The organism is Rossellomorea sp. NPDC071047 (assembly GCF_050270195.1).
In the GTDB taxonomy this organism is placed as follows: Bacteria; Bacillota; Bacilli; order Bacillales; family Bacillaceae_B; genus Rossellomorea.
This window is the reverse complement of the sequence record NZ_JBNNJT010000001.1, coordinates 1,127,771-1,153,245: the sequence shown is the minus strand read 5'-3', so window position 1 is coordinate 1,153,245 and position 25,475 is coordinate 1,127,771. Positions and strand designations below refer to the sequence as shown.

Genomic DNA, 25,475 nt, shown 5'->3' with positions numbered 1-25,475 from the left:
AATAAAGCCGCTATGTATACATAGCGGCTTTATTTCATATTAATGTACTTGACGATAAACCCCGACAACTTTTCCTAAAATGGATACATTTCTTAAAATGATCGGAGCCATAGTTGAATTCTCTGGTTGTAATCGAACATAATCCTTTTCTTTAAAGAAGCGTTTAACAGTCGCTTCATCTTCCTCGGTCATCGCTACGACGATATCTCCATTGTTCGCTGTTTGTTGCTGACGCACAATAACAAAATCCCCATCCAAGATCCCGGCTTCTATCATACTGTCACCCATGATTTCCAGCATGAAGACCTGTTCATCCGAAGGTGCCATACGCTCGGGCAGTGGGAAGAATTCCTCGACATTCTCAACAGCCGTGATGGGTTGACCGGCTGTAACCTTACCGATTAAAGGAACGTTAACAACCCGCTGACGCGGTATCGTATCCTCTTCAAGATTTAAGATTTCGATGGCTCTTGGTTTAGTGGGATCTCTGCGAATAAGACCTTTACTCTCTAACCTGGCCAGATGTCCGTGTACGGTGGAACTAGAAGCAAGACCAACGGCTTCCCCGATTTCCCGTACGGAAGGTGGGTACCCTTTTTCTCTAACTGCAATTTTGATATATTCTAGTATGTCCTGCTGTCTTTTAGACAATTTTGTCATGTTCACGCACCTCTATTATAGATCTTATGTTCCCATTATAGCATGTCTTTCCAGTCGATACAAACATAAGTTCGAATTTCTGTTGACACCAAACGAATGTTCGTATTACAATGAATATAACAAAAACAGAACAAACATTCGTATGGAGGTATTTTTTATGTTAACACACATTTGGAATCGTTTCTCTTACATTATTATATTATTTATTTTAGCGCTTTTATCTGCAGCCTATTTGCTAGTGGTTATGGCAAACCAGCCGTCATATCAAAGCATCACCGTCCAGGATGGAGACACACTATGGACTATTGCCAAACAGTACAATGAAGAATATTCTATGACAGTGGAAGAATTCATCGCTTGGGTAGGAGAGGAGAATAATCTCTCAACATTCTCAATCAAACCGGGTGAATCACTTGTGTTACCTATAGAAAATCCAACATTATCCACCCATTCAGACTATGAATTGGTAATGAACGAAGAATAGAGGGATAGAAGATGAAGGCAGTAATTTACTGCAGAGTCAGTACAAAGAAAGACACGCAGGAAACATCCTTGGAACGTCAAGAAGAGGAATTAGTGAAATTAGCACAAGAACACCAATACGAAGTGGTTGCTATCATAAAAGATCAAGCAAGCGGTTTTGAGTTGGATCGCCCTGGTGTTCTTGAACTTCTTGATTTGATTAAAGAGGAGTCGATTGAGGCTGTTCTCATACAGGACGAAACAAGAATTGGCAGAGGGAATGCCAAAATTGCTCTCATTCATTGTTTATTAAAAGAGGAAGTCAAGATCATCAGTCAAACACATAGTGGGGAGCTTCACTTATCTGAATCGGATTCTATGGTAATTAATATCGTAAGCATGGTTGAGGAGTATCAAAGGAAACTCCATAATTTAAAAATCAGACGAGGTATGAAAAGGGCAGTGGAAAATGGTTTTCAACCTCATAAAAATCTGAAAAATAAAGGGAATGCAGATGGAAGAGAGCGGATTGAAGTACCCGTTGAGGAAATTGTCAGGTTAAGGAAAAACGAACTGACATTTGCTGAAATTGCAGCCACTTTGAGGGGATTTGGGTATGATGTCTCCAAAGCTACCGTTCATAGGCGTTTTAAAGAATATATGTCTTCATTGGAAAATGCGTAACCCTTGTTTTATCTCCTTTAATTTAGTAACATGACGATAGTATTAATCTTAACTATTAGTTGTGTATTAGATCTTGCTGATTATGCAATAAAGGAGTTTTTATAGATGCTTTCAAAAACAAAAATGAATCGAATCAATGAACTTGCCAAGAAGTCCAAGAGTAGCGGACTAACTGAACAAGAAGCAAAAGAGCAGTCCAAGTTGAGAAAAGAATACCTGGAAACGTTTCGTCAATCGATGAAAGGTACCATTGAAAATACAAGAATCTTTGACCCGGAAGGTAATGAAGTGACCCCTAAGAAGATTCAGGATATACAGACTAAAAAGAAAATGCACTAAATGAATGAACTGCCAGGTCCATTTTAAATGGACCTGGCAGTTATTTTTTTCATTAAAAACCCTTATGATTTCATAGGGGTTTTTATTTTCAACGATTATAAAGTCATGTTATCATTCAAGATAGTTGTATAAACTATCAAAGAAGATTAATATTAATAAGGTACATTAAAAGGAAGGATGTCTGACATATGTTTGATAACACAGATCAATTAGCAATTAATACAATTCGTACATTATCTATTGACGCAATTGAAAAAGCGGGTTCTGGACACCCCGGAATGCCGATGGGAGCAGCTCCGATGGCTTATGCTCTTTGGACAAGATTCATGAATCATAATCCGAAAAACCCTGAGTGGTTTAACCGGGACCGCTTCGTTTTATCTGCCGGTCATGGATCCATGCTATTATATAGCCTGCTTCATTTATCAGGTTATGACGTTTCAATGGAAGATCTTAAGGAATTCCGTCAATGGGGAAGTAAAACTCCGGGTCACCCGGAATACAAACATACTCCAGGAGTAGAGGCTACGACTGGACCATTAGGACAAGGAATCGGTATGGCAGTCGGTATGGCACTAGCTGAAAGACATTTAGCGACTACATACAATAAGGATCAATACGATATGGTAGATCATTTTACATATTCTATCTGTGGAGATGGAGACTTAATGGAGGGTGTGGCCTCTGAAGCAGCTTCATTGGCAGGTCACTTGAAATTAGGTCGTCTAGTAGTTCTCTATGATTCAAATGATATTTCACTTGATGGAGAGTTAGACAAATCTTTCTCTGAAAGTGTGAAAGGCCGATTTGAATCATATGGTTGGCAATATATTCGTGTTGAAGACGGAAATGACCTTGATGAAATTTCCAAAGCAATTGAAGAGGCTCAAGGTGATACTACCCGTCCAACTATGATCGAAGTTAAGACGGTCATCGGATACGGAGCTCCTAATAAATCAGGGAAATCTGCAGTTCACGGTGCTCCGCTTGGTGAAGACGAAATGAAGCTAACGAAAGAAGCTTATCAATGGACGTTTGAGCAGGATTTCCATGTGCCTGAGGAAGTTTACAGCAGATTCGAGGAAAAAATCCAACAAGCAGGTTCTGAAAAAGAAGAAGCTTGGGCTGACCTATTCATAAAATATAAAGAAGAGCATCCAGAGCTTGCTGTCCAATTAGAAGGAGCAATCAAAGGCGATCTTCCAGAAGGATGGGATAAAGATATCCCGGTATATGAAGAAGGAAAAGCACTGGCAAGCAGAGCTTCCTCCGGTGAAGTCTTAAATGCGATTGCAAAGAATCTTCCTTCATTCATTGGCGGATCAGCTGACTTAGCCGGATCTAACAAGACGATGATTAAAGATGAAGCAGACTTTACACATGAATCGCCTGAGGGTCGTAATATCTGGTTCGGTGTTCGTGAGTTCGGTATGGGTGCAGCCATGAATGGTATGGCTCTTCACGGCGGTCTGCACGTATTCGGAGGAACATTCTTCGTATTCAGTGACTATTTAAGACCTGCTATCCGCTTAGCGGCTCTAATGGGCTTACCTGTGACATATGTATTCACACATGATAGTATCGCAGTCGGAGAAGATGGACCTACCCATGAACCTGTAGAACAGCTTGCTTCACTTCGTGCGATGCCTAACCTTTCTGTCATCCGCCCTGGTGACGGAAATGAAGTTGCTGCAGCATGGAAATTATCATTAGAGTCTAAGGATCAGCCTACGATGTTAGTTTTATCTCGTCAGGACCTCCCAACTCTTAAAGGTACTGCAGATAAAGCGTATAACGGCGTAGACAAAGGCGCATATGTCGTATCTGCATCTGGCAAAGAACAGCCTGATGCCTTACTGATTGCAACTGGTTCTGAAGTACATTTAGCAGTAGACGCTCAAAATGCACTTGAAAAAGACGGAATCAGCGTATCTGTCATTAGTATGCCATCTTGGGATCGCTTCGAGAAACAATCAAAAGAATACAAAGAATCTATTCTGCCTAAGAGTGTGAAAAATCGTCTTGCTATCGAAATGGGATCTCCAATGGGTTGGGACCGCTATGTAGGAGACGAAGGCGATATTTTAGCTATTGATGGATATGGTGCATCTGCTCCTGGAGCAAAAGTCATGGAAGAGTACGGCTTTACAACAGACAATGTAGTTTCAAGAATCAAAGCGTTGATACAGTAATGAATTAAAGACATGAAAGGTCGACTTCTTAATACTCTTTAAGGAGTCGACCTTTTTTTAGCTGAATGTAATTGTCGATAAAATGAGTATGTTTGGAAGAGAATGGGTAAATGATGAAAAGTCCCTAAATATTACAACTTGAGCCAATCACCCGTATTTTTGAGTTAACTTGCTCTTCGACAAAACTAGTGTAGATTTTCAACAATTTCCGACAATGACTCCTATCTAGTTGATTTATACTATATGAAAGAAAGGTAGGAGGGTGTAAAGGTGCGAAACTATCAAATCTATTGGATTGAGGAAATGTTTGTTCAGCACTATTATGGTCGGGAAAGAATATTCTATCAGCTGTTTTCCGAATGGGAAGCAAGTTCAGGGGAGCTTCACGATATCATCTCGAAACAAGTAAATTACATTACTAGGCCTATTCCATACCTTCCTACACAAAGACTCCTGCAGCACGAGATCATTAAAATTGAAGGAGCGGCTTGGGTTGATTCTGTTGCAACGATTGAAAGTGGCGATTCAGGTGCTACACTTGTTCTCAATGAGAAATGGATGACTTTGAATGCTTGGGGTCACGATGAATCTGAATATGTCTTTTTTGAAATCCTGCGCAGAAATATGGGTCAGCTACTCGCAATTGATATCCAAAATGAACGTTTTGGGTGGTTAAAACCGATTAAACAAAGAAAATTTATATATTAATAAGAAATTATGACAGAAATATTGTATAATGTTTCATGGTTTAGTACACTTTTATAAGGACAACATGAAGGAGGAAGTAAGAGTATGTCAACGACTGGGTTACTTATTCTAGTTGGAGTTCTAGCATTACTTGCTGGAGTTGCACTAGGATTTTTCATTGCTCGTAAATATATGATGAGCTATCTTAAGAAAAATCCACCAATCAACGAGCAAATGTTACGCATGATGATGATGCAAATGGGTCAAAAACCTTCCCAAAAGAAAATCAATCAAATGATGAATGCAATGAATAAGAACATGAAGTAATAGATAGAAGCACTCAGGTGATGAGTGCTTTTTCTATTTGTGATTATACTATTTATGATGAGTTTAAATTCCTAATTTCTTTAATCAATTAGGCTAAAATGATTATTTTAGTCAATTCATAAAAACTTAATGATTATCATTCAGATTGAAATTGAATTTATGATAGAATAAAGTCCGGAGGGAGTCATATGAAAAAATGGATGATTGCTTCACTGTCTCTCATGATTCTTGTTGCCGGCTGCAGCAATAAGCCTCAAGAAGTGATGGATGAAGAAACACTTGAAATTCAAAATAGTGCAGCTGGAGAAGCACGGGAATATTTAAATTATAAAGTGAACAAAGAGAAGAAATCAATCAATCGTGGTCTTATTACAATGATGATAAATAATCGCAGTGATATGGATGAAATAGAGACTGGCCTCATGTCTTTATCCACCGAGCATTTTTCACCAGAGGATTATGTATACCAGGAAGGTCAATATCTTAAAGATCTAAATTCATGGCTGGGAAGAAAGTCTAAAACAAATAAAATAGGGCTTAATCCTGCTCTGGAGATTAATGATGATATGGGCTGGGAACAACAAATGGAGCTTGAAAAAAAGAATCCCATGTATCTCGCTTATATCCATGAACAGAATTACGTTGACTCAGAAGGTAAAATAAAAGGGATTTCCCTAGGTCTTGCTATGAATACTGTAGATTATATTCGTGTCGAAGATGAAAATAAGCTCATGCATTTTGATGAGGTAAAGATCGATGACCAACAGTTAGAAGAATACGGAAAAAAGATTGCCAACACCGTTGTCAATAGGTTGAAAGCCAATAAGGAACTAAAAGATGTACCTGTATTGATATCCCTATACAAGCTTCAACCATTGAATAGTGTAGTCTCCGGCAACTATATTACTTCTAGCTATGTTGACGAAAATGATAAGACTGCAAAAAAATGGAACGATGTAACGGATAAATATTTTTACTTCCCAAGTGATGAAGGGGAAGAAAAAGATCGAGATCTACATAATCGTATTCGTGATTTAGAAGATTATGTATCAAAATATTTTTCACACCAGGATATTGAGTTTGTCGGAAAAGCCTTATACCAAAAAGATACCTTGAATAAACTCGTGATTGATGTACATACAGGGATGGTGAAAGAAACGGAACTAATAGGCTTTTCTCAGGCAATTGGCCCTGAAATTGTTGATTACTTCCCCCACACACCCGTTTACCTATATGTGAAAACACCAAAGGGTCTGAAAGCAACCATTGTAAAAGAAGTGGACCAAGAACCATTTGTTCAAATCCATTAGTATAATATCAATTATAAGAACATCTCTTAAGACATTAAGAGGTGTTTTTTTTGATTATAAGTCTTATCAAAAGGCTCTTTTCGCAAAGAAAGATTGTTGTTTTCTACCATAGAATCTGCCAGGGCTCTGTCAACCAGCCTATGCTGGATGGTGAGGGGAACTGCTCCGCTTTCCGCGGACGTTCGGCCGAGCCTCCTCAGCTTCGCTTCCGGGGTCTCGGCACGCCCGTACTTCCGCAGGAGTCTGCGCAATTCCCCTCACCATCTTTAATAGAATTTTGTGACAGAGCTTCAAAACATGAAATAAAACCATGTAACTATAAAAATAATACTTCATTCATAAAAGGCAAATCCATCTCTGCCCTTAAATAAGGTTGTTTGCAAAAATTCTTGTTTTTATTGATTTCTATTAAGGATGCATGCTCAGAAAGTTGATTGGAGCGGAAGGATGCTCGACTCCTGCGGGAATAGCTGGACACTTTACGAAAAGAGCCTATCAAAAAAAGATTTCTCATTTTTTTGAAATTTGGTAAAATAAAGAGTCGATTTATTATAGATACGGGGGAGACGGTATGAAAGTCTTTTTAGATTTAAAGTGGTTTTTTCTGCAAGAGAAAAAGTCATATGTCACAGGAACCATCCTTCTTTTATTTGTTGCATTTCTTCAACTCATTCCACCAAAGATCGTAGGGATCATTGTGGACAGTATTAAAGAGAGCACATTGACCCGTCAAGACATGCTGAAGTGGATTTTCATCCTCATCACCACGGCGCTATCGATGTACGGACTTCGGTTTGTATGGAGGATCATGATCTTTGGTTCGGCGACCAAACTTTCCCGCTTGCTCAGGAATCGTTTGTATCATCATTTTACCAATATGTCGCCCTCTTTTTATCAAAAGAGAAGAGTCGGTGATTTGATGGCACATGCCACAAATGATCTTCAAGCGATTCAACAAACCGCAGGAGTTGGAGTATTGACATTTGTAGACTCCATATCTACAGGAGGATTCGTGATACTGGCCATGGCTTTTACAATCAGTTGGAAGCTTACCCTTATTGCTTTGATCCCAATGCCGTTCATGGCTATGCTGACGAGTTACTATGGTACTCTTTTGCATAAACGCTTTCATAAAGCACAGGAAGCATTCTCATCCTTAAATGATAAAACGCAGGAAAGTATAACGGGGATCAAGGTTCTTAAAACGTTTGGGCAAGAGAGAGAGGATATCGAATCATTTCGAAAGCAATCCGAAGATGTAGTGAAAAAGAATATAGCTGTTGCAAAAGTGGATTCCCTTTTCGATCCAACCATTTCAATAATAGTAGGAATTTCTTTCTTTCTTTCCATTGTATTTGGGTCAAGGTTTGTCGTGAGTGGAGAACTGACAATAGGGGAATTGATCTCTTTTACTACCTATCTGGGACTTCTCATTTGGCCGATGCTCGCATTTGGATGGTTATTTAACATTGTGGAGAGAGGACGTGCATCTTACGACCGTGTATCTCAGCTGTTAAATGAAAGGGTAGATATTAAAGATCACGAAGGAGCGCTGGATCGAGTGCCTTCAGGTGATATGGAATATAAGATTGAGTCCTTTGCTTATCCAAATGAAGATGTGCATACATTAGAGAATATTCAATTTTCCTTAAAGAAGGGTCAAACGATAGGGATTGTAGGAAAAACGGGATCAGGTAAAACAACCCTACTCAGATTATTACTAAGGGAATTTGAAGGATATAAGGGTGATATTACGTTGGGTGGGGAGAAGATCCAGAAATATAAATTAAGCCGTTTACGTGAAGGTATAGGATATGTGCCTCAAGATCATTTTCTTTTTTCTGCCACTATTCTTGAGAATATAGCTTTCACTCATCCACATACCCCGAGAGAAAAAGTGGAAGAGGCGGCTGAACTTGCGCATATCCATGATGATATTATTCATTTCAGTGACGGATACGGTACTGTGGTCGGTGAAAGAGGCGTTTCCTTATCTGGTGGACAAAAGCAAAGGATCTCGATTGCAAGAGCACTGTTAATGAATCCAGAGGTACTCATTCTTGACGACTCGTTGTCAGCTGTTGATGCAAGGACAGAGGAATCCATTTTAACATCATTAAAGGAAAATAGAGCCGGAAAAACGACCATGATCACTTCTCATCGATTAAGTGCCATTCAACATGCAGACTTAATCATCGTCCTCGAAGAAGGTAAGGTCATGGAGAGAGGTACTCATAGTGAATTAATGAAGAAAAAAGGATGGTATAGGGAAATGTATCTGCGCCAACAGTTAGAAGAAATAGTGGAACATGGGGGATAAGAAATGGATACGATACCGACGTTATCAGCGAAAGAACAGCGAAACATATTTTTTCGTCTGATGAAATATACGAAGCCTCATAAGAAAACGATTTTATTTGCATTTTCATTATTGCTTTTGACAACGATCGGCGATGTATTTGGACCTATCATCATCAAGGTCTTTATAGACGATTATTTAACCCCAAGAGAGTTTCCTTATGGTCCTCTTGTGGGATTGGGAGCGACCTATTTATTCATCCAAATTGGAAATGTGTTGATTTCTTACTTTCAATTATTGAAGTTTCAGGAAATAGCACTGAAAATCATTCAACAGCTTCGTGTGGATGTTTTTACGAAGGTACAGGGTTTAGGAATGAGATATTTCGATAAAACCCCGGCAGGAAGCATTGTTTCCCGGGTGACCAATGATACGGAAGCGATTAAAGATATGTTTGTGAGTGTACTGGTATCCTTCATTCAAGGAGCTTTCCTATTAACAGGTATCTTCATCGCCATGTTTGCACTCAATACACGGCTTGCCTTCTTCTGTTTATTTATTTTGCCGGTCATTTTTATGATTATGAAGCTTTACCGTAAATTTAGTGCCATCTTCTATCAGGATATGCGCGAGAGATTGAGTCAGCTCAATGCAAAGCTTAGTGAGTCTCTTCAGGGAATGTCCATCATTCAAGTCTTCAGGCAGGAAAAGAGACTTAGAGAAGAATTCGGGGATATCAATGAAAAACATTATTTAGCAGGAATGAAAAATATCAAAGTGGATGGATTATTATTAAGACCCGCCATTGATCTGGTGTATGTAGCTGCCTTGATCGTTGTATTAAGTTATTTTGGCGTAACATCATTTAATCAGCCTATTGAGATAGGTGTATTATATGCCTTTGTAAATTATCTGGACCGATTCTTTGAGCCTGTCAATCAAATCATGATGAGACTATCCATGTTTCAGCAGGCTATCATTGCTTCGTCCCGTGTCTTTAAGCTGCTGGATGAAGATGAACTTTCACCTGTACAGAATGTAGAAAGTCATTCAAAAGGTACAATCATTGAAGGGGAAATAACATTTGATAATGTTTCGTTTTCTTATGATGGAAAGAGAGATGTACTTAAGAATATTTCATTTTCTGCAAGCCCTGGAGAAACAGTTGCTCTAGTGGGACACACAGGAAGTGGTAAGAGCTCAATCATCAATTTACTCATGAGGTTCTATGAATTTGAACGTGGAAATATTTTAATAGACGGTCAAAGCATTAAGTCTTATCCACTAGAAGAGCTCCGTGGGAAAATGGGACTTGTCCTGCAGGATCCATTTCTATTCTTCGGAACCATCAGAGATAATATTAGGCTTCATTCCGAAGAGATGACGGATATAGAAGTGGAGGGAGCTGCCACATTTGTTCAAGCCAATACTTTTATAGAAAAACTACCTGAAGCATATGGGCATCCAGTGGTTGAAAGGGGATCAACGTTTTCGAGTGGCCAAAGGCAATTAATCGCATTTGCGCGAACCATCGCAACCAGACCGAAAATCCTTATCCTGGATGAAGCTACGGCCAACATCGATACGGAAACGGAAGAAGCCATTCAAGAGGCATTATCAAGAATGAGAAAAGGAAGAACAACGATTGCCATTGCTCACAGGCTTTCTACCATTCAAGATGCAGACCTGATCCTGGTCCTTCATCAAGGGGAGATTGTGGAGAGAGGAAGTCACCAGGAATTACTTGTTCAAAAAGGCATTTATCATAAAATGTATCTTCTGCAAAATGGATTAGTAGATGGCATGGAAGATGCCGTGTCTGGATCTTGAACGTATAAAAGGCAGACCCTATGGATGAAGGGACTGCCTATTGTTCGTTAATATTTATATTAGAATAGTATAGTTGTAATCAATAGTGCCTTAGCTCATTTGAGGTGAACATTTTTTTATGTAAAGGGAGTTGTAGCTATTTAACAGACGATCAAGTTCCTGACTAAATTGAATAGCTTGAGGCGACGTGAGTCCATTTTCAGCAACAATATCAATTAATTGAGCACGCTTTTTTTCAATTCGTTCGAGAAGCTCTTTTTTAGACACGGCTGTTTCCTTTCTTTTGTATGTCCTTACAGACGGAATACAAAACTAGTAATAACTGTAACTTTTTATTAGTATAACGAAAATCGAACTGTTTTTCAAAGCAAAATTACTGGATTTTTTAAAAAGAAAAGAGAGTTTAATACATTTGAAAAAGTAAAATGTGCATGTAATATTATGGTCACAAATCTTTCACATAAACATTCCTCATAGAATCCGGGTTTGTTTGATAGAATAGAGATATATACTGAAATGTAGGAGTTGTAAAAATGTCTGATATTAATATTTTTTTAGCATTTGGGGCCGGTTTCCTAAGCTTCATCTCTCCTTGCTGCCTTCCATTATATCCCGCTTTCCTTTCTTATATAACTGGAATGAGTGTAAATGAGCTCAAAACGGATAATGCGATGCTTCAAAGAAGAAGTTTATTACATACGTTATTTTTCTTAGTCGGCTTCTCGGCAATCTTTATCGCAATCGGTTTTGGCACTTCCCTTATCGGAAACTTCTTTTTAGATTATAAAGATCTCATTCGTCAGCTTGGGGCTATCTTCATTGTTGTATTCGGATTGGTAGTCGTTGGAGTATTTACCCCTGAAACCTTGATGAAGGACCGTCGCATTGAATTCAAGAATAGACCGGCAGGCTTTTTTGGTTCAATATTAATCGGAATGGCATTCGCTGCCGGCTGGACACCATGTACCGGACCGATTCTTGCTTCCGTTCTGGCTCTTGCAGCCTCTAATCCAGGATCGGGCGTCATGTATATGACTGCTTACGTATTGGGATTTGCCATTCCTTTTTTCATTCTGTCGTTCTTTATCGGAAGAATGCAATGGATCAGAAAAAACAGTGGAAAGATTGTAAAGGTAGGAGGATATGTGATGATTGTTGTAGGGATCATGCTGTTCTTTGATTGGATGACCGTCATTTTAGCTTATCTTACTTCTTTATTTGGAGGGTTCACTGGGTTTTAATCCAATAATATAAGAGAATTGAATATACAGTGCATTACGTTTTATGGTATAGTTTAAATGGATGAATCAGGAAATAATATTCAATAGACACCGGGTAGCGTATACGAGGAGGAAACATCTGTGGCAACGATACTTGTAGTGGATGATGCGAAATTTATGAGAATGACACTTGGAAGCATGCTTTCCTCTGGCGGTCATGAAGTCATTGGGGAAGCAGAGAATGGACTTATCGCCGTAGAACAGTATCGTGAGCTTCAGCCCGATCTTGTGACAATGGATATCACGATGCCTGAGCTGGATGGAATAGAAGCGGTTAGAAGAATTTTATCCGAGTTTCCCAAAGCTAAAGTAATCATGTGTTCAGCTATGGGACAACAAAAGGTAGTGGTGGAAGCCATTGAAGCGGGAGCAAAGGACTTTATTGTGAAACCCTTTGACGAAGTGCGGGTAGAGGAAGCCATCAAAAGAGTATTAGGATGATAATTTCGAAAGAGAGATTAAGGCTCATTTTAATCTCTCTTTTTTGTGTTTTCGTTTTTCTTTCATTTGGGCTATAATAGGGAAAGGTATGAAAGTAGAAAATAAAAGGATGATGATGGTTTATGATGATTGCTTCATCCATTGTTGCGATTTGCATGGGTTTTATGGTGATATTCATTAGAATGAAGGCTCAGAAAAAGCCTGTTAGCAGTAAGAAGATTATCCTACCTCCTTTGTTTATGAGTACAGGTGCGTTAATGTTCTTATTTCCTGTTTTTCGAGTCACTTTAGGAGAGTTTCTAGAAGCGATTACCGTAGGAATGATCTTTTCTATATTGTTGATCAAGACTTCCAAGTTCGAAATTCGTGATAATGATATTTATTTAAAACGTTCTAAAGCGTTTGCATTTATTTTGATTGGACTCCTATTAATACGAATATTGGCCAAGTCCATTCTAAGTGCATCGATCGATTATGGTGAACTTAGTGGGATGTTTTGGATTCTTGCCTTTGGTATGATTGTTCCTTGGAGAATCACCATGTATCTTCAATATAGAAAGCTGCATCAGGAGCAACAAGATGTAACAACGAATTCAATTTAATTAACTAGGAAAAAAGCAGGGTGATTCCTCTCACTCTGCTTTTTCTTTGTAAATTTCTTCACATAAGATTACGATTTCTTTACAAAACAGACCGATATGCTTAGGGTTGAAACATTTAGGGCAAAGAGAGAGATGAAGAAAATAACAAGAGATATTGGTGGGATAAGCATTGTTTACACTAGCAGATATTTGGACGTTTTTTCTGGCATTCTTTTTAACACTGCCATTGGTCACCATCGTCCATGAAGCAGGTCATATCCTCGTTGCTCGCATATTTGGTGCAAAGATAAAATTTTGCATTGGAACCGGTAAGCATTTAATGAGCATTGGTCCATTGGAAGTGAAGAGAATGTATTTTATGGAAGGTTGGTGTCAATATACAGAATTGAAGTATAACAAGGTGTGGGTTCATGTGCTTATTTATATGTCTGGAAGTTTATTTAACCTGATTGCGATTTTAGCCATTAACTTCCTAATATTTGAAGGAGTCATTCCTGTTCACATCTTTTTCTATCAATTTGTATATTTCTCCGTTTATTTTATATTCTTTTCATTGTTTCCTTTTCGGAATGGAGAGGGGAAACCAAGTGATGGTCAAGCGATACTTGACGTTATTAGATACGGTAAGGCAGAAGATCCCATTGATTAATCATATAAAAAAGGTAAACGACTATCGTTTACCTTTTTTTGCTTTCATCCATCTATAAAATAGAAATGCTGCACCTATAATAAAAATTAAATAAAGCACAATCGGAATAATTAGTATCGATCCCATCCTCTTTCCTTCCTGTCACTTAGAATAAATGTTCGTAAGGGGTCACATCTATTTGCATTTCGTTTAGTTTTTTTCGAAGAAACTTATGATCCCGTTTCGGAGTCGCCAGGATATACCCTCTTATGACTAATTCCTGAGTTATGGAGGAGGCTCTGTCTTTTAAAGCCAATTCTCCAATTTTACCTGCAATTTTTTGCTTAGCTACGTCTCTAAATAATTCGGGTACGGGCGTGACCAACTCATTGAGCATTTTCTTTTCCTCATCACCCCATAAATGGATGGTTTCATTCACATAATGCTCTTCCCAGTCCAAATCGGATTTTCCATCCTCTTTAGGAAATCTCTTTAAGAATTTCCTGAACATAAAGAATCCACCAATAGCAAATGAAGCAACTAAAAATACGACCCAAAATAGTATGAAATATAAGAACCAACCTTCAAGCATGCTTTCACCTCAATTTTTCAAAAAAGCGTATGTATCGTATTCATTATAGACAAGGGAATAGCTTGTGACAAGAATATCGCTGTTTTTACAAAAGAAGTCTATACTGTTCTTAATTAGAAATGATATACTAATAAATAACAAATATCGCGAAAATTCTTTCTATTTCGATTCTCGTGCTTGGATGGATAGGGGGCTCACAGGATGATATATAGAGGGAGAATAGTATCAGTGCTCATGGGACTTTTACTAGTCTTGACTTGGGATTTTATTTATTACTTTGTTCTGCATTATCCAGTAGATTTGAAAGTCGATTTAGTATTCACTCTATTGATTCTCTTTATTAGCTACTATATGGGGAAAAATTATGACACAAGCTACAAAACTCTAGCTGCCCTGCGAAAGAGTGAGGAGAAAGTGAAGCTTCTAAATGAAGAAATGCAACATGTGCTTCAGAGTATAGATGAAGTTGTCTTTCATACCAATTCCAAAGGGGAGTTTCAATTTCTGAATCAATCCTGGGAAGACTACACGGGATATACGGTTAAAGAAAGCTTACATAAGAATGCACTTCATTTTATATCCCTGCATGAACGTCATGAAATCCTTCGAATGGTAAGACAAAGTATAAGCATGAAAAAGGAGAAAATGAAAATGGACTTCTCTTATCAGAAGAGGGATGGTCAGTTTCGTTGGGGTGAAGTGAATGTTAAGTTAAACTACAATGAAAACGGTGATCTTCTTGGAACGGTAGGAACGATCTCAGACATTACCGAGAGAGTACATAATGAAGAAGAATTGATTGAAATGAATGAAACGTTAGCCATAGAATCTCAAAAACTATCTGTCGCCGGGCAATTAGCAGCCGGTATTGCACATGAGGTACGCAATCCCCTTACGTCGATCAACGGTTTTTTACAGTTATTAAGAGATGATGCCGATGAGAAGACGAAGGAATACTTAGGAATTGTCTTTTCTGAAATTAAAAGGATTGAACTTGTGCTTAGCGAATTATTGATTCTAGCAAAGCCCCAATCCGTTACATATAGACGAATCAATATTATTGAGACCCTTGATCATGTTGCGAAATTATTAAATACAAATGCCATTTTATATAATATCGAAATTCAAACCGATTTTCATGAAAGGGAGCTCCATATTCGTGGAGATGAAAATCAGCTAAAACAAGTTTTTATTAACTTACTTAAAAACGCCATAGAAGCAATGCCTCATGGAGGAACGATTACGATAAGTGCAGACCTGTCTTCTTATAACAAGGTTCAATTAACCTTCAAAGATGAGGGAGTAGGCATGAAAAAAGAAACGCTGGATAAACTCGGGGAGCCTTTCTTCACAACGAAGACGAAAGGAACTGGCTTAGGCCTCACCATATGCCTGAGAATTCTTCGTGATCATGGAGCGGATATCAGGGTGCAAAGCGAGCAGGGAGAAGGAACCACCTTCCATATCATGTTTGATGGTGTTCAAGCTTCAGAAAGAAAGAGAAGGGAAACCTTACAAAACCACTGAAATAAGAGCCCTTATGGAACGAACATAAGGGCTCTTTCGTGTGTGAAGATATGGCGGGACTGCCTGGGAATCGAACCCAGCGGAGACGGCACGCGCCTCCCAAGAGGTTTTGAAGACCTAGGCATGCACCAGCTTTACAATCAGCCCCGAAAATAAGTATATATATGTTATACCATGGAAGAAAAACTTGTTCAAATGTTTTTAGAATCTATAGGTACCATAGACCTGTGTGTAAAGTGGGGGAATCAGAAGAAAATAGGCTATATATTTAAAATATTTATAAGATTTAAACTTTGGAGAAATTAGAAAATTCTTCTTTACCAGTCGATTCTCACCGTGATAAGATACTTTTTGCCGGCTTATCATAAATTGAAGAAAGCGATTTCCTATGGGAATGGCTTACCTTCTATACTTGAACATGTTGATTGAGACAGAGAGGGGAAAACAAGTATGAAAAAAGTATGGTTTTTAGGTCTGGGTCTATCTTTAGCACTGGTTGGATGCTCCGATTCAGGTTCTGACGAAGCTAAAAAAGAGGAAACAACAAATGCATCGGAAGAAAACGCAAATGTTGCTGGAGATTTAATGGATTTTTATTTGAATCTAACAACAACCGTCAATGGTGTTGATATTGATCTTAATGGATATGAAGAAGCGATTGCAGGAGAAGAGCCTCCTGCAGGAGAAGAGATGGAGAAAATGAAGGAAGCTGCTGCTGCATCAGCAACACAATCTGCCAAAGCGGTAGAAGGCATGGAGATCCCTGAAGGTCTAGGTGATCATAAAGATGCGGTGAAATCGTTCAAAACGACCTTGACAGAATCATATAATATGAAAGCTGAAGCACTCTCTAATGAGGGCGAAACTGACTTAACGGCAGCCAATGAAAAATTAAACGAAGCAGAAAACCAAATCAAAGAAATTCTTGATGAGGCTGGCTTAGTTAGCTCAAGCTTAATCAGTGACTTAAACGGTTAATCAAAAAAGCGAATCCAGAAGCTTCTGGATTCGCTTTTTTTACTATAAACAAAAACGTAACCTTTTTTTTATAAATTTCCTATATTAATGTCGAGAGGAGGGAATAGGATGGAGACCATTATCGCTTTTGTGTCTGAGGTGGGTTTTCCGATTGTTGTCACAATGTATCTCCTGTATCGTATTGAGACGAAGCTGGATGCTGTGATTACATCGATCCAAACACTGCCACAGCAGTTAAAAGAATAATAGAAGGATACCCCTCATTATTGAAGGGTATCCTTTCTTATTTCTGGAAATCCAATAAGACTTAAGGTGAAATGAGAACAAGTGTTCATTGTAATGACATTTCCTTTCACGTATAACTTCTTAGTTTGATATAATTCAAGGAGATACTCATTGACCGGAGAGGAGACAACAGTGATGAAATTCATTCACACCGCCGATTGGCATTTAGGTAAATTGGTTCATGGCATATATATGACAGAAGAACAGCGATACATATTAGAGGAGTTTATAGAACTTGTAAAAAAGGAAGAACCTGATGCAGTCATCATTGCGGGTGATCTTTATGACCGGTCCGTCCCTCCTACAGAAGCTGTAGAGTTGTTGGACGAAGTTTTATACCGGATTAACGTAGAATTAAAAACACCGATTGTAGCTGTTTCTGGAAATCATGACAGTGCGGAGCGACTATCATTCGGTTCATCATGGTACAAGCACAGTCAATTCCACTTAAAAGGAAAACTGACAAATGACTTTACTCCAATCACCATTAAAGGGGTTCATTTCCACTGCGTTCCTTATGCTGAACCTGGTAATGTCAGACAAATACTAGAAGACGATTCGATTAACTCCCATCATGCTGCGATGGAGGCCATCGTGAAGAGAATCGAAGAGAAAATGAATCCAGATGAGCCGCATGTTTTTGTGGGTCATGCGTTTGTGCTTGGGGGTAAAACCACAGATTCAGAGAGAACCCTTTCTGTTGGGGGATCGGGCTGTGTCGGTGCAGATGTATTTAAGCCTTTCCATTATTCAGCATTGGGCCATCTACATAGTCCAGATGCTATCAAGCATGAAACGATACGATATTCTGGGTCTCTATTAAAATACTCATTCTCAGAAGCGAATCAGCGGAAGTCAGTGAGCATCGTAGAAATGGATGGAGATGGATCCTTCCGTTTACGGGAAAAGGTGCTTAAGCCGAAGCAGGATATGAGAGAACTCCAGGGACTGATGGAAGAACTTCTGGACCCTGCATTCTATCAATCCCAGAAAGTCGATGATTATCTAAAGATCACGTTACATGATGAAGGTACGTTAATCGATCCCATTAATCAATTGCGACAAGTCTATCCGAACGTTTTACATCTGGAGAGGAAAATGGATCTCACCGATGCCAAAAAGAAAAATACTTTCAAGGTATTGGAGGATAAGAAAAGGTCGGAACTGGATTTGTTTAAAGAATTTTACGGAGATATGACCACAGGTGAATTTACCAATGAAAAGGAAGAAGTCCTTAAGAACGTTATTGATAAAGCCAGAAAGGAGGTCGATCAAGCATGAAGCCCCTTCAACTAGTGATGCAAGCCTTTGGACCCTATGCAGGAAGAGAAACGATTGACTTTCGCTCGTTGGGGAACCGCACAATGTTCGTGATATCAGGGAAGACAGGTTCTGGTAAGACGACTATTTTTGATGGAATATCCTATGCGATTTACGGTAAGGCAAGTGGTGAGGATCGCAGTCCGACTGAACTGAGAAGTCAGTTTGCAAGTAATGAGGATATTACGGAGGTAGAACTTACATTCAGTTTAAGAGACAAATCGTATCGCATCTGGCGCTCCCCTCAGCAGGACAAAAAGAAAGCAAGAGGAGAAGGCTACACAACCATCAATGCCCGTTCTGAATTATACGTATACGATGTAGATGGAAAAGAACAGTTACTGGCGGCTAACGTCAGAGACGTGGATGAGAAGATCAAAGGGTTAATTCAACTGGATGCCAATCAATTTAGGCAGATTCTTATGATTCCCCAAGGGGAATTTCGAAAGCTCTTAACTTCAGACAGTAAAGATAAGGAGCTTATCCTTCAACGTCTATTCCATACAGAGCTCTATAAGACCATCCAGGAAAAACTGAAATCGGAGGCAGACGATCTAAAAAAGTCAGTAGAAACCTCTATTGAAGAACGAACAAGGGAATTACTTAGAATTCATTTTGAAGAAAATGAAGAGCTTCAGTCACTATTATTAGAAAGTCCATTGAATGACCATCATATTCTTCAACTTCTTCCAGCTCACATAGAAAGCATAGAAAATAGGGAGAATGAAATGCAGCTTAATTATGAAAGTGTGCAGAAGAAAAGAGATGCCTTTCAGAAGCAGCTTCAAGCGGCGGAAGGATTGGTCGATCAGTACGAGCTTCAAGAAAGACTAAGGGATCAGAAAGAGTCACTTTTAAAATTAAAGCCAGAAATCGAATTAATCGATCGAGACATTTTATTAGCCCAGCGAGCCTCACGTTTGGTTCAACAAGATGAGTATTGCCATAAACTTAATCGAAACCTGAAGGAGCTGAAGGGTCAATTCGCTCAACTTACAGAGGAAAAGAAGGCAATCTTGGAAAAGCTTATAGTAGCTAAAGAAACTCTGAAAGAAGAAGAGAATAACGAAAATCTCAGGGACGACGTTTCAAAGAAGATCACTCAACTCGAAGAAATGGAAAAAGACATAGATTCTCTGGATATGTTGATGAAAGATACCAAAGAAATGAAAAATAGATATGAGCATCAGCAAGACATTGTCAAAAAACAGACAGAGCAGATTTCATTTTTACAAGAAGGCATAAAATCCCGGGAGAAACGACTTGAAGAAGGGGAGAATAGTCAAGCAGATTTATTTCAATTAGAAAAATCATTGCAAGAGAATCAATCCTTTTTAGAGCAGGTAAATGAAATAGAGAGGATGGATCAAAAATTTCAACTCGTCCATAAGCAAGTGCGAAAATTAATAGAACAATATCGTCACCTTCAGAAACAAAGTTTAGATGCGTCTGAAACTCTGACCCATTTAGAAGAAAAGTGGCATTCTGCTCAAGCTGCACACCTTGCAAAAGGGCTGGTTGATCAAGCTCCTTGCCCTGTTTGTGGTTCAGAGCATCATCCTCATCCTGCCGCCGGGGTCGATTCATTACCCTCTCAGGAAGACTTGAAAGCGGCGAAGGAAAAGCAGGAGGAACTCAACCAAGAAGAGAAAAGGATGAGCCTCGCAATCGTTCAAGAGGAAACCAGAATGCATGGTATTCAGGATCAGATAGACGATATCGTTCGGAACATTCGTGAAAAGAAAAGCGACTTTAAGCGGGAAGAAATAGATGATACTCTTTCTCAAATGACTTCAGAGATTGAAGCCTTGAAACGTACAATGGCTGAAAAGAAAAGAGAAGTCGAAGAAGCAAAGGTAATGAGGGAGGAAGTAAGAAAAGGAAGGGAAAAGCTAGAAGAACTGGACGGCTCAAGGTTGAAGAATCTAGACAAGCTACAGGAGCTGAATACTCTGTTCCTTACGAAGGATACTACCCTTCAAAAGGTGAAGGAAGCTATTCCTTATGAGCTTAGATCAAAAGATCAATTTAACAAAGTGTTAAAGGAGCAGAAGCAAAAAAAAGAAGAGTTGAAGACTGCATACGAGCGTGCCCAGAAGCAATATTATGAGCTTGAGAACATGTACAGCGTAAAAGAGTCACAAGTGAGTGACAAAGAAACTCATATTGAAAAGGTAAATGCAGAGTTAAAAACAGAACGTGAAGCATTTCTTACGCTTCTTACAGAACAAGGTTTTTCTCACTATAGAGCATTTCAAGAGGCTAAAAAGTCTGAAGCAGAAATCCTGGATCTTCAAGAAAAAGTGAAGGAGTATGGTGAAGACCTGCGTTCCGTTTCCGATCGTCTATATGATATTGAAAAGCATTTACAGGATAAACATAAGCCTGATGTGAAAAGCATTGAAGAAAACGTAGCACGGGTTACCGAGGAACTTAGGCTTGTAAATGATAAACTTAATAAAATCAAGACAAATAAGAAAGAGAATAAGCTAATTCTTACAAGGGTGACTTCCATTAATGAAGGAATAAAGCATTTAGAATCCAGATATCAAATGATCGGGCATCTGGCAGAAGTGGCCCGGGGTCAGAATGCAAATCGCATCACATTTGAAAGATATGTGTTGGCATCATTCCTTGAAGATATTCTTCAAGTGGCAAATGAACGATTAATCAAAATGACGTCGGGTCGATATCAGCTGATTCGAAAAACGGATAGAAGCAAAGGAAACGTCCAGAGCGGTTTAGAGCTTCTCATATTTGATCAGTATACAGGTCAGGAAAGACACGTTAAAACGTTATCCGGAGGAGAGAGCTTCAAGGCATCGTTAGCACTTGCCCTCGGACTTGCAGATGTCGTACAGCAGTATGCAGGTGGCGTCTCACTTGAAACAATGTTTATTGATGAAGGATTTGGGACACTGGACCCTGAATCTCTGGACCATGCCATTGAAGCACTTATGGATATTCAAAGCAGTGGCCGTCTTGTAGGGTTAATTTCACATGTTCCAGAGTTAAAAGAGAGAATCGACTCCAGATTAGAGGTCATTTCATCTCAAAGCGGAAGCAGGACTGAATTTCAATTTCTTGTTTAGGCTTATTAACACTTTGGATCATCACAATATCATTTAAAAAGGTCAAAGAGAATAGCTCTTTGACCTTTTTATTTCTATTTAAGATAAGACACGATTCATTGTCTGGAAATGTTACGGCATGAAAGGTCCTTAGATGGATTAGGAGGTTTGATTTCTTTTATGTAGGACATAAATAGAGATAAAACAATCTGAAAAATGGAGAAAACCTATGAAAAGCATTCGTCCCATTTTAATTCCCCGACAATTAATACTATTGCTCATCCTTTCAACCGGTTTATTGAATCATGTCATGCTTATACCAAGTATCCTGAATGCAGCCGGGAGAGATGGATGGATCAGTATTATCTTAACCTATCCAATATTATTCATCATGACATTATTGATATATTACATAGTAAAGAATTCCCCGGAGGAAGGGTTCTATCATCTACTTAACCAAAAGTGGAACAAATGGTTTGTATTCCTTTTCTCACTGCCGATGTGTTTATTTTTAATATCAAGTGCATATATAACCTTTGTTGATTTAATAATATGGTTAAGTGCCTATTTCTTAGCAGACGTCCCATCATTATTAGTGGTAGGAAGCATATTCATTATCTGTTTCTTAATCAGTTGGTCAGGGATCAAGCATATGGCCATTGCGAGTGGAATTTTATTGCCATTGGTTATGCTATTTGGTTTTTTTATTGCTTTTACAAACACAAATATGAAAGATCCAAGCCTTTTATTTCCGATTTTCAGTGATGGATATGAGCCTGTCTTTAAAGGGATGATTTATGTATTATCCGGTTTACTTGAATTATATTTGATTGTATTAATACAGCCTTATAGCGAAGGGAAAATTAAATTTCACCATTTAATTGTTCTTGGTTTAATTTTCATGGGCTTGATGTTTGGGCCATTAACCGCTTCCATCATGGAATTTGGTCATATAGAATCAGCGAATATGAGATATCCAGCTTATGAACAATGGAGAATTTTATCCATAGGGGAATTTATTACTCATTTAGATTTTTTTGCTCTCTATCAGTGGTTATGTGGTGCACTTATCAGGATTAGTTTATTCATGTTTCTGTTGGCCGTTTTTTTCACGAAAAAGAAGGATCGTTATCAAATTTCTCTAAAAGTGATGGTACCAATTTTTCTAATACTGCTGGTACTTATTTTTATAGATGTTGATACGTATTTTTTTTATAAGTTCTTATATGAGTACTTTTTCCCTGCAACCGTTGTCCTGTTCATTGTACAAATTGTTACATCAGCAGTGATTCTCCGATTTATAAAGTAAAGGATGTTCTAAATGAAGAAGTCTTCGAAAGAAAAGCGGATAGAGGAAGAAAAAGAGGACACTTTGAAAGAGTTAAAGCAATTATTTTCAAAGAGTCATGATTTACTTATTCGAGAACACTTTTTTCAAGATGAAGTCGTCACCCTGGTGTATTTTGAGAGTTTGGTCGATCGACATTACCTCGATCAGTTCATTCTCCCAAAATTAGAAGAAGCTCCTGAAAAGTCCTATTCAAAAAAGATGGAGGGGAATTTCCAAGCCGTAGATGAAACGGGAAAGACCCTGGATATGCTATCTACTGCTCTATTCAATGGCTATATTTTGTTTTTGATCGATGAAAAAATCATCTCATTACATGCAGGGAACTTTCCTAAACGGCTGCCCGAAGAATCCTCGCTTGAAACATCCATCCGTGGGCCAAAAGATGGATTTGTTGAAGACTTAAATACAAATATATCTTTAATTAGGAGAAGACTTTTCACCCCAACCCTTTCAGTGGAGAAATACAAGATAGGGACCCGCAGTCATACAGAAATCGCCATCATGTACCTGAGTGATGTAATCGATGAGCGTATTCTCAATGAGTTATATACTCGATTGGAAAAAGTAGAAATTGATGTTCTAACCAGTAATCAACAGCTGGAATCAATGTTGGATGACAATCCTAATTCCATTTTCACTAATTTCGATTATACAGGTCGCCCCGATTTTATCGTTGATTCATTGGTTCAGGGAAGATTTGCCCTCTTGGTGGATGGCTATCCTACTGTTTCTATTGCGCCAATAAATCTTTTGTTACAAACGAAATCACCAGAAGATTCAAGTATCAACTATGTATATGTATCTCTGGAAAGAGTCCTGCGAGTAGCAGGGGTTTTGATTTCAGCTTATTTACCAGGATTATGGGTAGCATTTTCGGCTTATAATATTGAACAAATTCCCTATCTGCTCGTGGCGACGATTTCCATGTCCAGGTTCGGCCTGCCCCTTTCCGCTCCTGTAGAAATGTTTATCGTGCTTTTTTTGTTTGAGTTTTTTAATGAGGCGGGTGTCCGGCTACCCAGGGCGATTGGTCAAACAGTTTCTGTGCTTGGGGGCCTTATTGTAGGAGATGCCGCCATACGTGCCGGGTTAACATCCCCAACCATGCTGGTCATCGGAGCCATTACTTATATTTCCTCATTTACACTCGTCAATCAAACGTTGAAGTATGGCACGACGATATTAAGGTTCGGCGTATTGCTCATTAGCACTTTTTTTGGATTATTCGGTGTTGTGATGAGTTTTATTCTTACGGTTATATATTTAGCGACAAAATCTTCCTTTGGTACTCCATTCCTTGGCTCAGTAGCTCCAATCAGTTGGAATGAAGTCATTCGGTCATTTTTTCGATTGCCTATTCAATTTTATAAAAACCGTACCCCTTCAACCAGCCCGGATGACAGCAACAGGAAAGGAATAAATCAGCGTGATCAACAAGACAAGTAAACTCATTTTCGTTTCTTTAATCCTATTATTGACAGGATGTACCGGTTCAAAAAACATTCAGGATCTAACGTATATTGTATCGATCGGATTGGATTACAATGAAGAAAATCAGGAATACACAGCATATCTTCAAGGTTTGAATTTTGCCAATGTAGCAAAACAGGAGGGGAGTAAGCCTGCAGAACCTGTTCCGACATTTGTAGGTACTGCTTCAGGTAAAACACTGAATTTGGCTGTAAGACACCTATATAAAGCTACTAGGCCATCCTTATTTTTTGGACATACAAAAACTCTCGTCCTTTCAAAAAATGTGTTGAAGTACAAATTTAAAGAGGTCCTGGAGGATGTGGGAAGAAATCGTTCATTAAGGCCCAATCTGCAGATATTTACAACTGATGAAAGCATTGAAGAAATCTTTAAAGTGAACGGCTTATTTCATTATCCTCCCGTTTATACGGTTTTGCTGACGGAAGAAACGATAGAGTCTTTACAAGATGATATCGGGGCCACAAGTTTAATGCATTTCTTAAGGGAATACTATGAACCGATGGGCACGGCGTTCATTCCAAATATCAGTATTGATACAAAATCCTGGAAGGCGGATCAACCTTACCCTGTACTTTACTTGAACGGTTATAGTCTGTTTCAACAATCACAATTCAAAGGAGACCTTCCTACTAAACCCTCTATCATCGTAGATTGGTTACTTACAAAAAAAAATCAAATGGATTATCCTTTGTATCGTGATGATGAATTAATATCCACATTTAAACTAATGACGAAGGAGCCTAAAATAAAATATAAGAAAAAAGAAGATGGCTTTCCCTCCTTTTCACTTGAAGTCAGCGTGAAAGCAGAATTAATTGAAAAAATACAGGATGCCCCATATAAAGAAGTGAAAAGGGCACTTGAAAAGTCTTTGGAAAAAGAAATTGAAAAAGTGTATAACATTGGACTGGACAGACAAGTAGATTTATTGAATGTAGGCGAAAAATGGTATAGATACCATCCACTAAAGTTTAGCAAGCTAGAAGAGCAGCCTTCATTTTATTTAACAGACAATTCATTAGACGAAGTGAAAGTTAAGGTGGATATCACTCATTTCAACGCCTATCGTTACGATCACAAAAGCTTGGAATAGGTATAAGGCGGAAAAACACCAAA

The 25,475-nt window shown here is 38.6% G+C and carries 24 protein-coding genes and 1 tRNA gene; 21 read left to right on the top strand and 4 right to left on the bottom strand.

The annotated features are described in order from the left end of the window. Positions 1-39: 39 nt before the first annotated feature. Positions 40-660 (bottom strand): transcriptional repressor LexA, encoded by a 621-nt coding sequence (lexA, locus tag ACQKFO_RS06025; RefSeq protein WP_148969243.1) that lies wholly within the window; start codon positions 658-660, stop codon positions 40-42. A 157-nt stretch (positions 661-817) separates the two neighbouring features. On the opposite strand from lexA, the gene yneA reads away from it, so the two are divergent. The 9 genes from yneA (at position 818) to ACQKFO_RS05980 (ending at position 10,790) form a co-directional block, all read left to right on the top strand. Further along, on the top strand, positions 818-1,144 hold the full coding sequence (yneA, locus tag ACQKFO_RS06020) for a cell division suppressor protein YneA (RefSeq protein ID WP_427597423.1): 327 nt from the start codon (positions 818-820) through the stop codon (positions 1,142-1,144). An 11-nt stretch (positions 1,145-1,155) separates the two neighbouring features. Then, complete coding sequence (locus ACQKFO_RS06015; protein ID WP_427597422.1) at positions 1,156-1,806, top strand: YneB family resolvase-like protein; 651 nt, start codon at positions 1,156-1,158, stop codon at positions 1,804-1,806. A gap of 105 nt (positions 1,807-1,911) precedes the next feature. Beyond that, positions 1,912-2,145: a DUF896 domain-containing protein gene (locus ACQKFO_RS06010; RefSeq protein ID WP_113968105.1), complete on the top strand. Its 234-nt coding sequence runs from the start codon at positions 1,912-1,914 to the stop codon at positions 2,143-2,145. A 188-nt stretch (positions 2,146-2,333) separates the two neighbouring features. Then, a complete protein-coding gene (gene tkt, locus ACQKFO_RS06005; protein ID WP_427597421.1) occupies positions 2,334-4,337 on the top strand; it encodes a transketolase in 2,004 nt (667 codons plus the stop codon). Between the two features lie 270 nt (positions 4,338-4,607). Continuing rightward, on the top strand, positions 4,608-5,045 hold the full coding sequence (gene sirA / locus ACQKFO_RS06000; RefSeq protein ID WP_427597420.1) for a sporulation inhibitor of replication protein SirA: 438 nt from the start codon (positions 4,608-4,610) through the stop codon (positions 5,043-5,045). A gap of 84 nt (positions 5,046-5,129) precedes the next feature. Further along, positions 5,130-5,351, top strand: a complete 222-nt coding sequence (locus ACQKFO_RS05995; RefSeq protein ID WP_044337285.1) for a YneF family protein — start codon at positions 5,130-5,132, stop codon at positions 5,349-5,351. Positions 5,352-5,539: 188 nt separating this feature from the next. Then, on the top strand, positions 5,540-6,661 hold the full coding sequence (locus ACQKFO_RS05990; RefSeq protein ID WP_427597419.1) for a CamS family sex pheromone protein: 1,122 nt from the start codon (positions 5,540-5,542) through the stop codon (positions 6,659-6,661). A 571-nt stretch (positions 6,662-7,232) separates the two neighbouring features. Further along, positions 7,233-8,981: an ABC transporter transmembrane domain-containing protein gene (locus tag ACQKFO_RS05985; RefSeq protein ID WP_427597418.1), complete on the top strand. Its 1,749-nt coding sequence runs from the start codon at positions 7,233-7,235 to the stop codon at positions 8,979-8,981. A gap of 3 nt (positions 8,982-8,984) precedes the next feature. Next, the gene (locus ACQKFO_RS05980) at positions 8,985-10,790 is read left to right on the top strand and encodes an ABC transporter ATP-binding protein (protein WP_427597417.1); all 1,806 of its coding nucleotides are present in this window, start codon (positions 8,985-8,987) and stop codon (positions 10,788-10,790) included. A 90-nt stretch (positions 10,791-10,880) separates the two neighbouring features. Here the strand turns inward: ACQKFO_RS05980 and ACQKFO_RS05975 are convergent, their stop codons facing one another. Then, positions 10,881-11,057 (bottom strand): aspartyl-phosphate phosphatase Spo0E family protein, encoded by a 177-nt coding sequence (locus ACQKFO_RS05975; protein ID WP_113968098.1) that lies wholly within the window; start codon positions 11,055-11,057, stop codon positions 10,881-10,883. Positions 11,058-11,323: 266 nt separating this feature from the next. On the opposite strand from ACQKFO_RS05975, the gene ACQKFO_RS05970 reads away from it, so the two are divergent. The 4 genes from ACQKFO_RS05970 (at position 11,324) to ACQKFO_RS05955 (ending at position 13,762) form a co-directional block, all read left to right on the top strand. After that, positions 11,324-12,031 (top strand): cytochrome c biogenesis protein CcdA, encoded by a 708-nt coding sequence (locus tag ACQKFO_RS05970; protein ID WP_427597416.1) that lies wholly within the window; start codon positions 11,324-11,326, stop codon positions 12,029-12,031. A gap of 120 nt (positions 12,032-12,151) precedes the next feature. Next, positions 12,152-12,511 carry a response regulator gene (locus ACQKFO_RS05965; RefSeq protein WP_427597415.1) on the top strand — a complete coding sequence of 120 codons (360 nt, stop codon included), beginning with the start codon at positions 12,152-12,154 and terminating at the stop codon, positions 12,509-12,511. A gap of 122 nt (positions 12,512-12,633) precedes the next feature. Then, positions 12,634-13,113 carry a CcdC family protein gene (locus ACQKFO_RS05960; protein ID WP_149155630.1) on the top strand — a complete coding sequence of 160 codons (480 nt, stop codon included), beginning with the start codon at positions 12,634-12,636 and terminating at the stop codon, positions 13,111-13,113. Between the two features lie 169 nt (positions 13,114-13,282). Then, positions 13,283-13,762: a site-2 protease family protein gene (locus tag ACQKFO_RS05955; RefSeq protein WP_427597414.1), complete on the top strand. Its 480-nt coding sequence runs from the start codon at positions 13,283-13,285 to the stop codon at positions 13,760-13,762. A gap of 145 nt (positions 13,763-13,907) precedes the next feature. Here the strand turns inward: ACQKFO_RS05955 and ACQKFO_RS05950 are convergent, their stop codons facing one another. Beyond that, positions 13,908-14,333, bottom strand: coding sequence for a DUF2621 domain-containing protein (locus tag ACQKFO_RS05950; protein WP_149155632.1), 426 nt, complete (start codon positions 14,331-14,333; stop codon positions 13,908-13,910). Positions 14,334-14,534: 201 nt separating this feature from the next. On the opposite strand from ACQKFO_RS05950, the gene ACQKFO_RS05945 reads away from it, so the two are divergent. Continuing rightward, positions 14,535-15,860, top strand: a complete 1,326-nt coding sequence (locus ACQKFO_RS05945; protein ID WP_427597412.1) for an ATP-binding protein — start codon at positions 14,535-14,537, stop codon at positions 15,858-15,860. Between the two features lie 51 nt (positions 15,861-15,911). Here the strand turns inward: ACQKFO_RS05945 and ACQKFO_RS05940 are convergent. Next, positions 15,912-16,008 (bottom strand) — tRNA-Sec (locus ACQKFO_RS05940). A 302-nt stretch (positions 16,009-16,310) separates the two neighbouring features. Between ACQKFO_RS05940 and ACQKFO_RS05935 the strand changes: the two genes are divergently transcribed. The 7 genes from ACQKFO_RS05935 (at position 16,311) to ACQKFO_RS05905 (ending at position 25,452) form a co-directional block, all read left to right on the top strand. Next, the gene (locus ACQKFO_RS05935) at positions 16,311-16,838 is read left to right on the top strand and encodes a hypothetical protein (protein WP_427597410.1); all 528 of its coding nucleotides are present in this window, start codon (positions 16,311-16,313) and stop codon (positions 16,836-16,838) included. 108 nt (positions 16,839-16,946) lie between these two features. Further along, the gene (locus ACQKFO_RS05930) at positions 16,947-17,084 is read left to right on the top strand and encodes a YvrJ family protein (protein ID WP_148969227.1); all 138 of its coding nucleotides are present in this window, start codon (positions 16,947-16,949) and stop codon (positions 17,082-17,084) included. A gap of 174 nt (positions 17,085-17,258) precedes the next feature. Then, entirely contained in the window at positions 17,259-18,404 is a 1,146-nt protein-coding gene (locus tag ACQKFO_RS05925; protein ID WP_427597408.1) for an exonuclease SbcCD subunit D, read from the top strand. Beyond that, positions 18,401-21,535: an AAA family ATPase gene (locus tag ACQKFO_RS05920; protein ID WP_427597407.1), complete on the top strand. Its 3,135-nt coding sequence runs from the start codon at positions 18,401-18,403 to the stop codon at positions 21,533-21,535. The genes ACQKFO_RS05925 and ACQKFO_RS05920 overlap by 4 nt, the downstream gene beginning before the upstream one ends. A gap of 208 nt (positions 21,536-21,743) precedes the next feature. Further along, positions 21,744-22,823 (top strand): endospore germination permease, encoded by a 1,080-nt coding sequence (locus ACQKFO_RS05915; protein WP_427597405.1) that lies wholly within the window; start codon positions 21,744-21,746, stop codon positions 22,821-22,823. Positions 22,824-22,835: 12 nt separating this feature from the next. Next, positions 22,836-24,311 carry a spore germination protein gene (locus ACQKFO_RS05910; RefSeq protein WP_427597404.1) on the top strand — a complete coding sequence of 492 codons (1,476 nt, stop codon included), beginning with the start codon at positions 22,836-22,838 and terminating at the stop codon, positions 24,309-24,311. Continuing rightward, positions 24,292-25,452 carry a Ger(x)C family spore germination protein gene (locus tag ACQKFO_RS05905; protein WP_427597402.1) on the top strand — a complete coding sequence of 387 codons (1,161 nt, stop codon included), beginning with the start codon at positions 24,292-24,294 and terminating at the stop codon, positions 25,450-25,452. The genes ACQKFO_RS05910 and ACQKFO_RS05905 overlap by 20 nt, the downstream gene beginning before the upstream one ends. Positions 25,453-25,475 lie beyond the last annotated feature (23 nt).

What these genes read in the sequence shown, in the direction of transcription:
- ACQKFO_RS05910 (WP_427597404.1), top strand. Translation starts at nt 22,836, where the DNA reads ATGAAGAAGTCTTCGAAAGAAAAGCGGATAGAGGAAGAAAAAGAGGAC.
- ACQKFO_RS05990 (WP_427597419.1), top strand. Translation starts at nt 5,540, where the DNA reads ATGAAAAAATGGATGATTGCTTCACTGTCTCTCATGATTCTTGTTGCC.
- ACQKFO_RS05950 (WP_149155632.1), bottom strand. Translation starts at nt 14,333, where the DNA reads ATGCTTGAAGGTTGGTTCTTATATTTCATACTATTTTGGGTCGTATTT.
- ACQKFO_RS05980 (WP_427597417.1), top strand. Translation starts at nt 8,985, where the DNA reads ATGGATACGATACCGACGTTATCAGCGAAAGAACAGCGAAACATATTT.
- ACQKFO_RS05920 (WP_427597407.1), top strand. Translation starts at nt 18,401, where the DNA reads ATGAAGCCCCTTCAACTAGTGATGCAAGCCTTTGGACCCTATGCAGGA.
- ACQKFO_RS05995 (WP_044337285.1), top strand. Translation starts at nt 5,130, where the DNA reads ATGTCAACGACTGGGTTACTTATTCTAGTTGGAGTTCTAGCATTACTT.
- ACQKFO_RS05915 (WP_427597405.1), top strand. Translation starts at nt 21,744, where the DNA reads ATGAAAAGCATTCGTCCCATTTTAATTCCCCGACAATTAATACTATTG.
- ACQKFO_RS05960 (WP_149155630.1), top strand. Translation starts at nt 12,634, where the DNA reads ATGATGATTGCTTCATCCATTGTTGCGATTTGCATGGGTTTTATGGTG.
- ACQKFO_RS05935 (WP_427597410.1), top strand. Translation starts at nt 16,311, where the DNA reads ATGAAAAAAGTATGGTTTTTAGGTCTGGGTCTATCTTTAGCACTGGTT.
- ACQKFO_RS06015 (WP_427597422.1), top strand. Translation starts at nt 1,156, where the DNA reads ATGAAGGCAGTAATTTACTGCAGAGTCAGTACAAAGAAAGACACGCAG.
- ACQKFO_RS05970 (WP_427597416.1), top strand. Translation starts at nt 11,324, where the DNA reads ATGTCTGATATTAATATTTTTTTAGCATTTGGGGCCGGTTTCCTAAGC.
- yneA (WP_427597423.1), top strand. Translation starts at nt 818, where the DNA reads ATGTTAACACACATTTGGAATCGTTTCTCTTACATTATTATATTATTT.
- ACQKFO_RS05930 (WP_148969227.1), top strand. Translation starts at nt 16,947, where the DNA reads ATGGAGACCATTATCGCTTTTGTGTCTGAGGTGGGTTTTCCGATTGTT.
- ACQKFO_RS05925 (WP_427597408.1), top strand. Translation starts at nt 17,259, where the DNA reads ATGAAATTCATTCACACCGCCGATTGGCATTTAGGTAAATTGGTTCAT.
- ACQKFO_RS05985 (WP_427597418.1), top strand. Translation starts at nt 7,233, where the DNA reads ATGAAAGTCTTTTTAGATTTAAAGTGGTTTTTTCTGCAAGAGAAAAAG.
- tkt (WP_427597421.1), top strand. Translation starts at nt 2,334, where the DNA reads ATGTTTGATAACACAGATCAATTAGCAATTAATACAATTCGTACATTA.
- ACQKFO_RS06010 (WP_113968105.1), top strand. Translation starts at nt 1,912, where the DNA reads ATGCTTTCAAAAACAAAAATGAATCGAATCAATGAACTTGCCAAGAAG.
- lexA (WP_148969243.1), bottom strand. Translation starts at nt 660, where the DNA reads ATGACAAAATTGTCTAAAAGACAGCAGGACATACTAGAATATATCAAA.
- ACQKFO_RS05945 (WP_427597412.1), top strand. Translation starts at nt 14,535, where the DNA reads ATGATATATAGAGGGAGAATAGTATCAGTGCTCATGGGACTTTTACTA.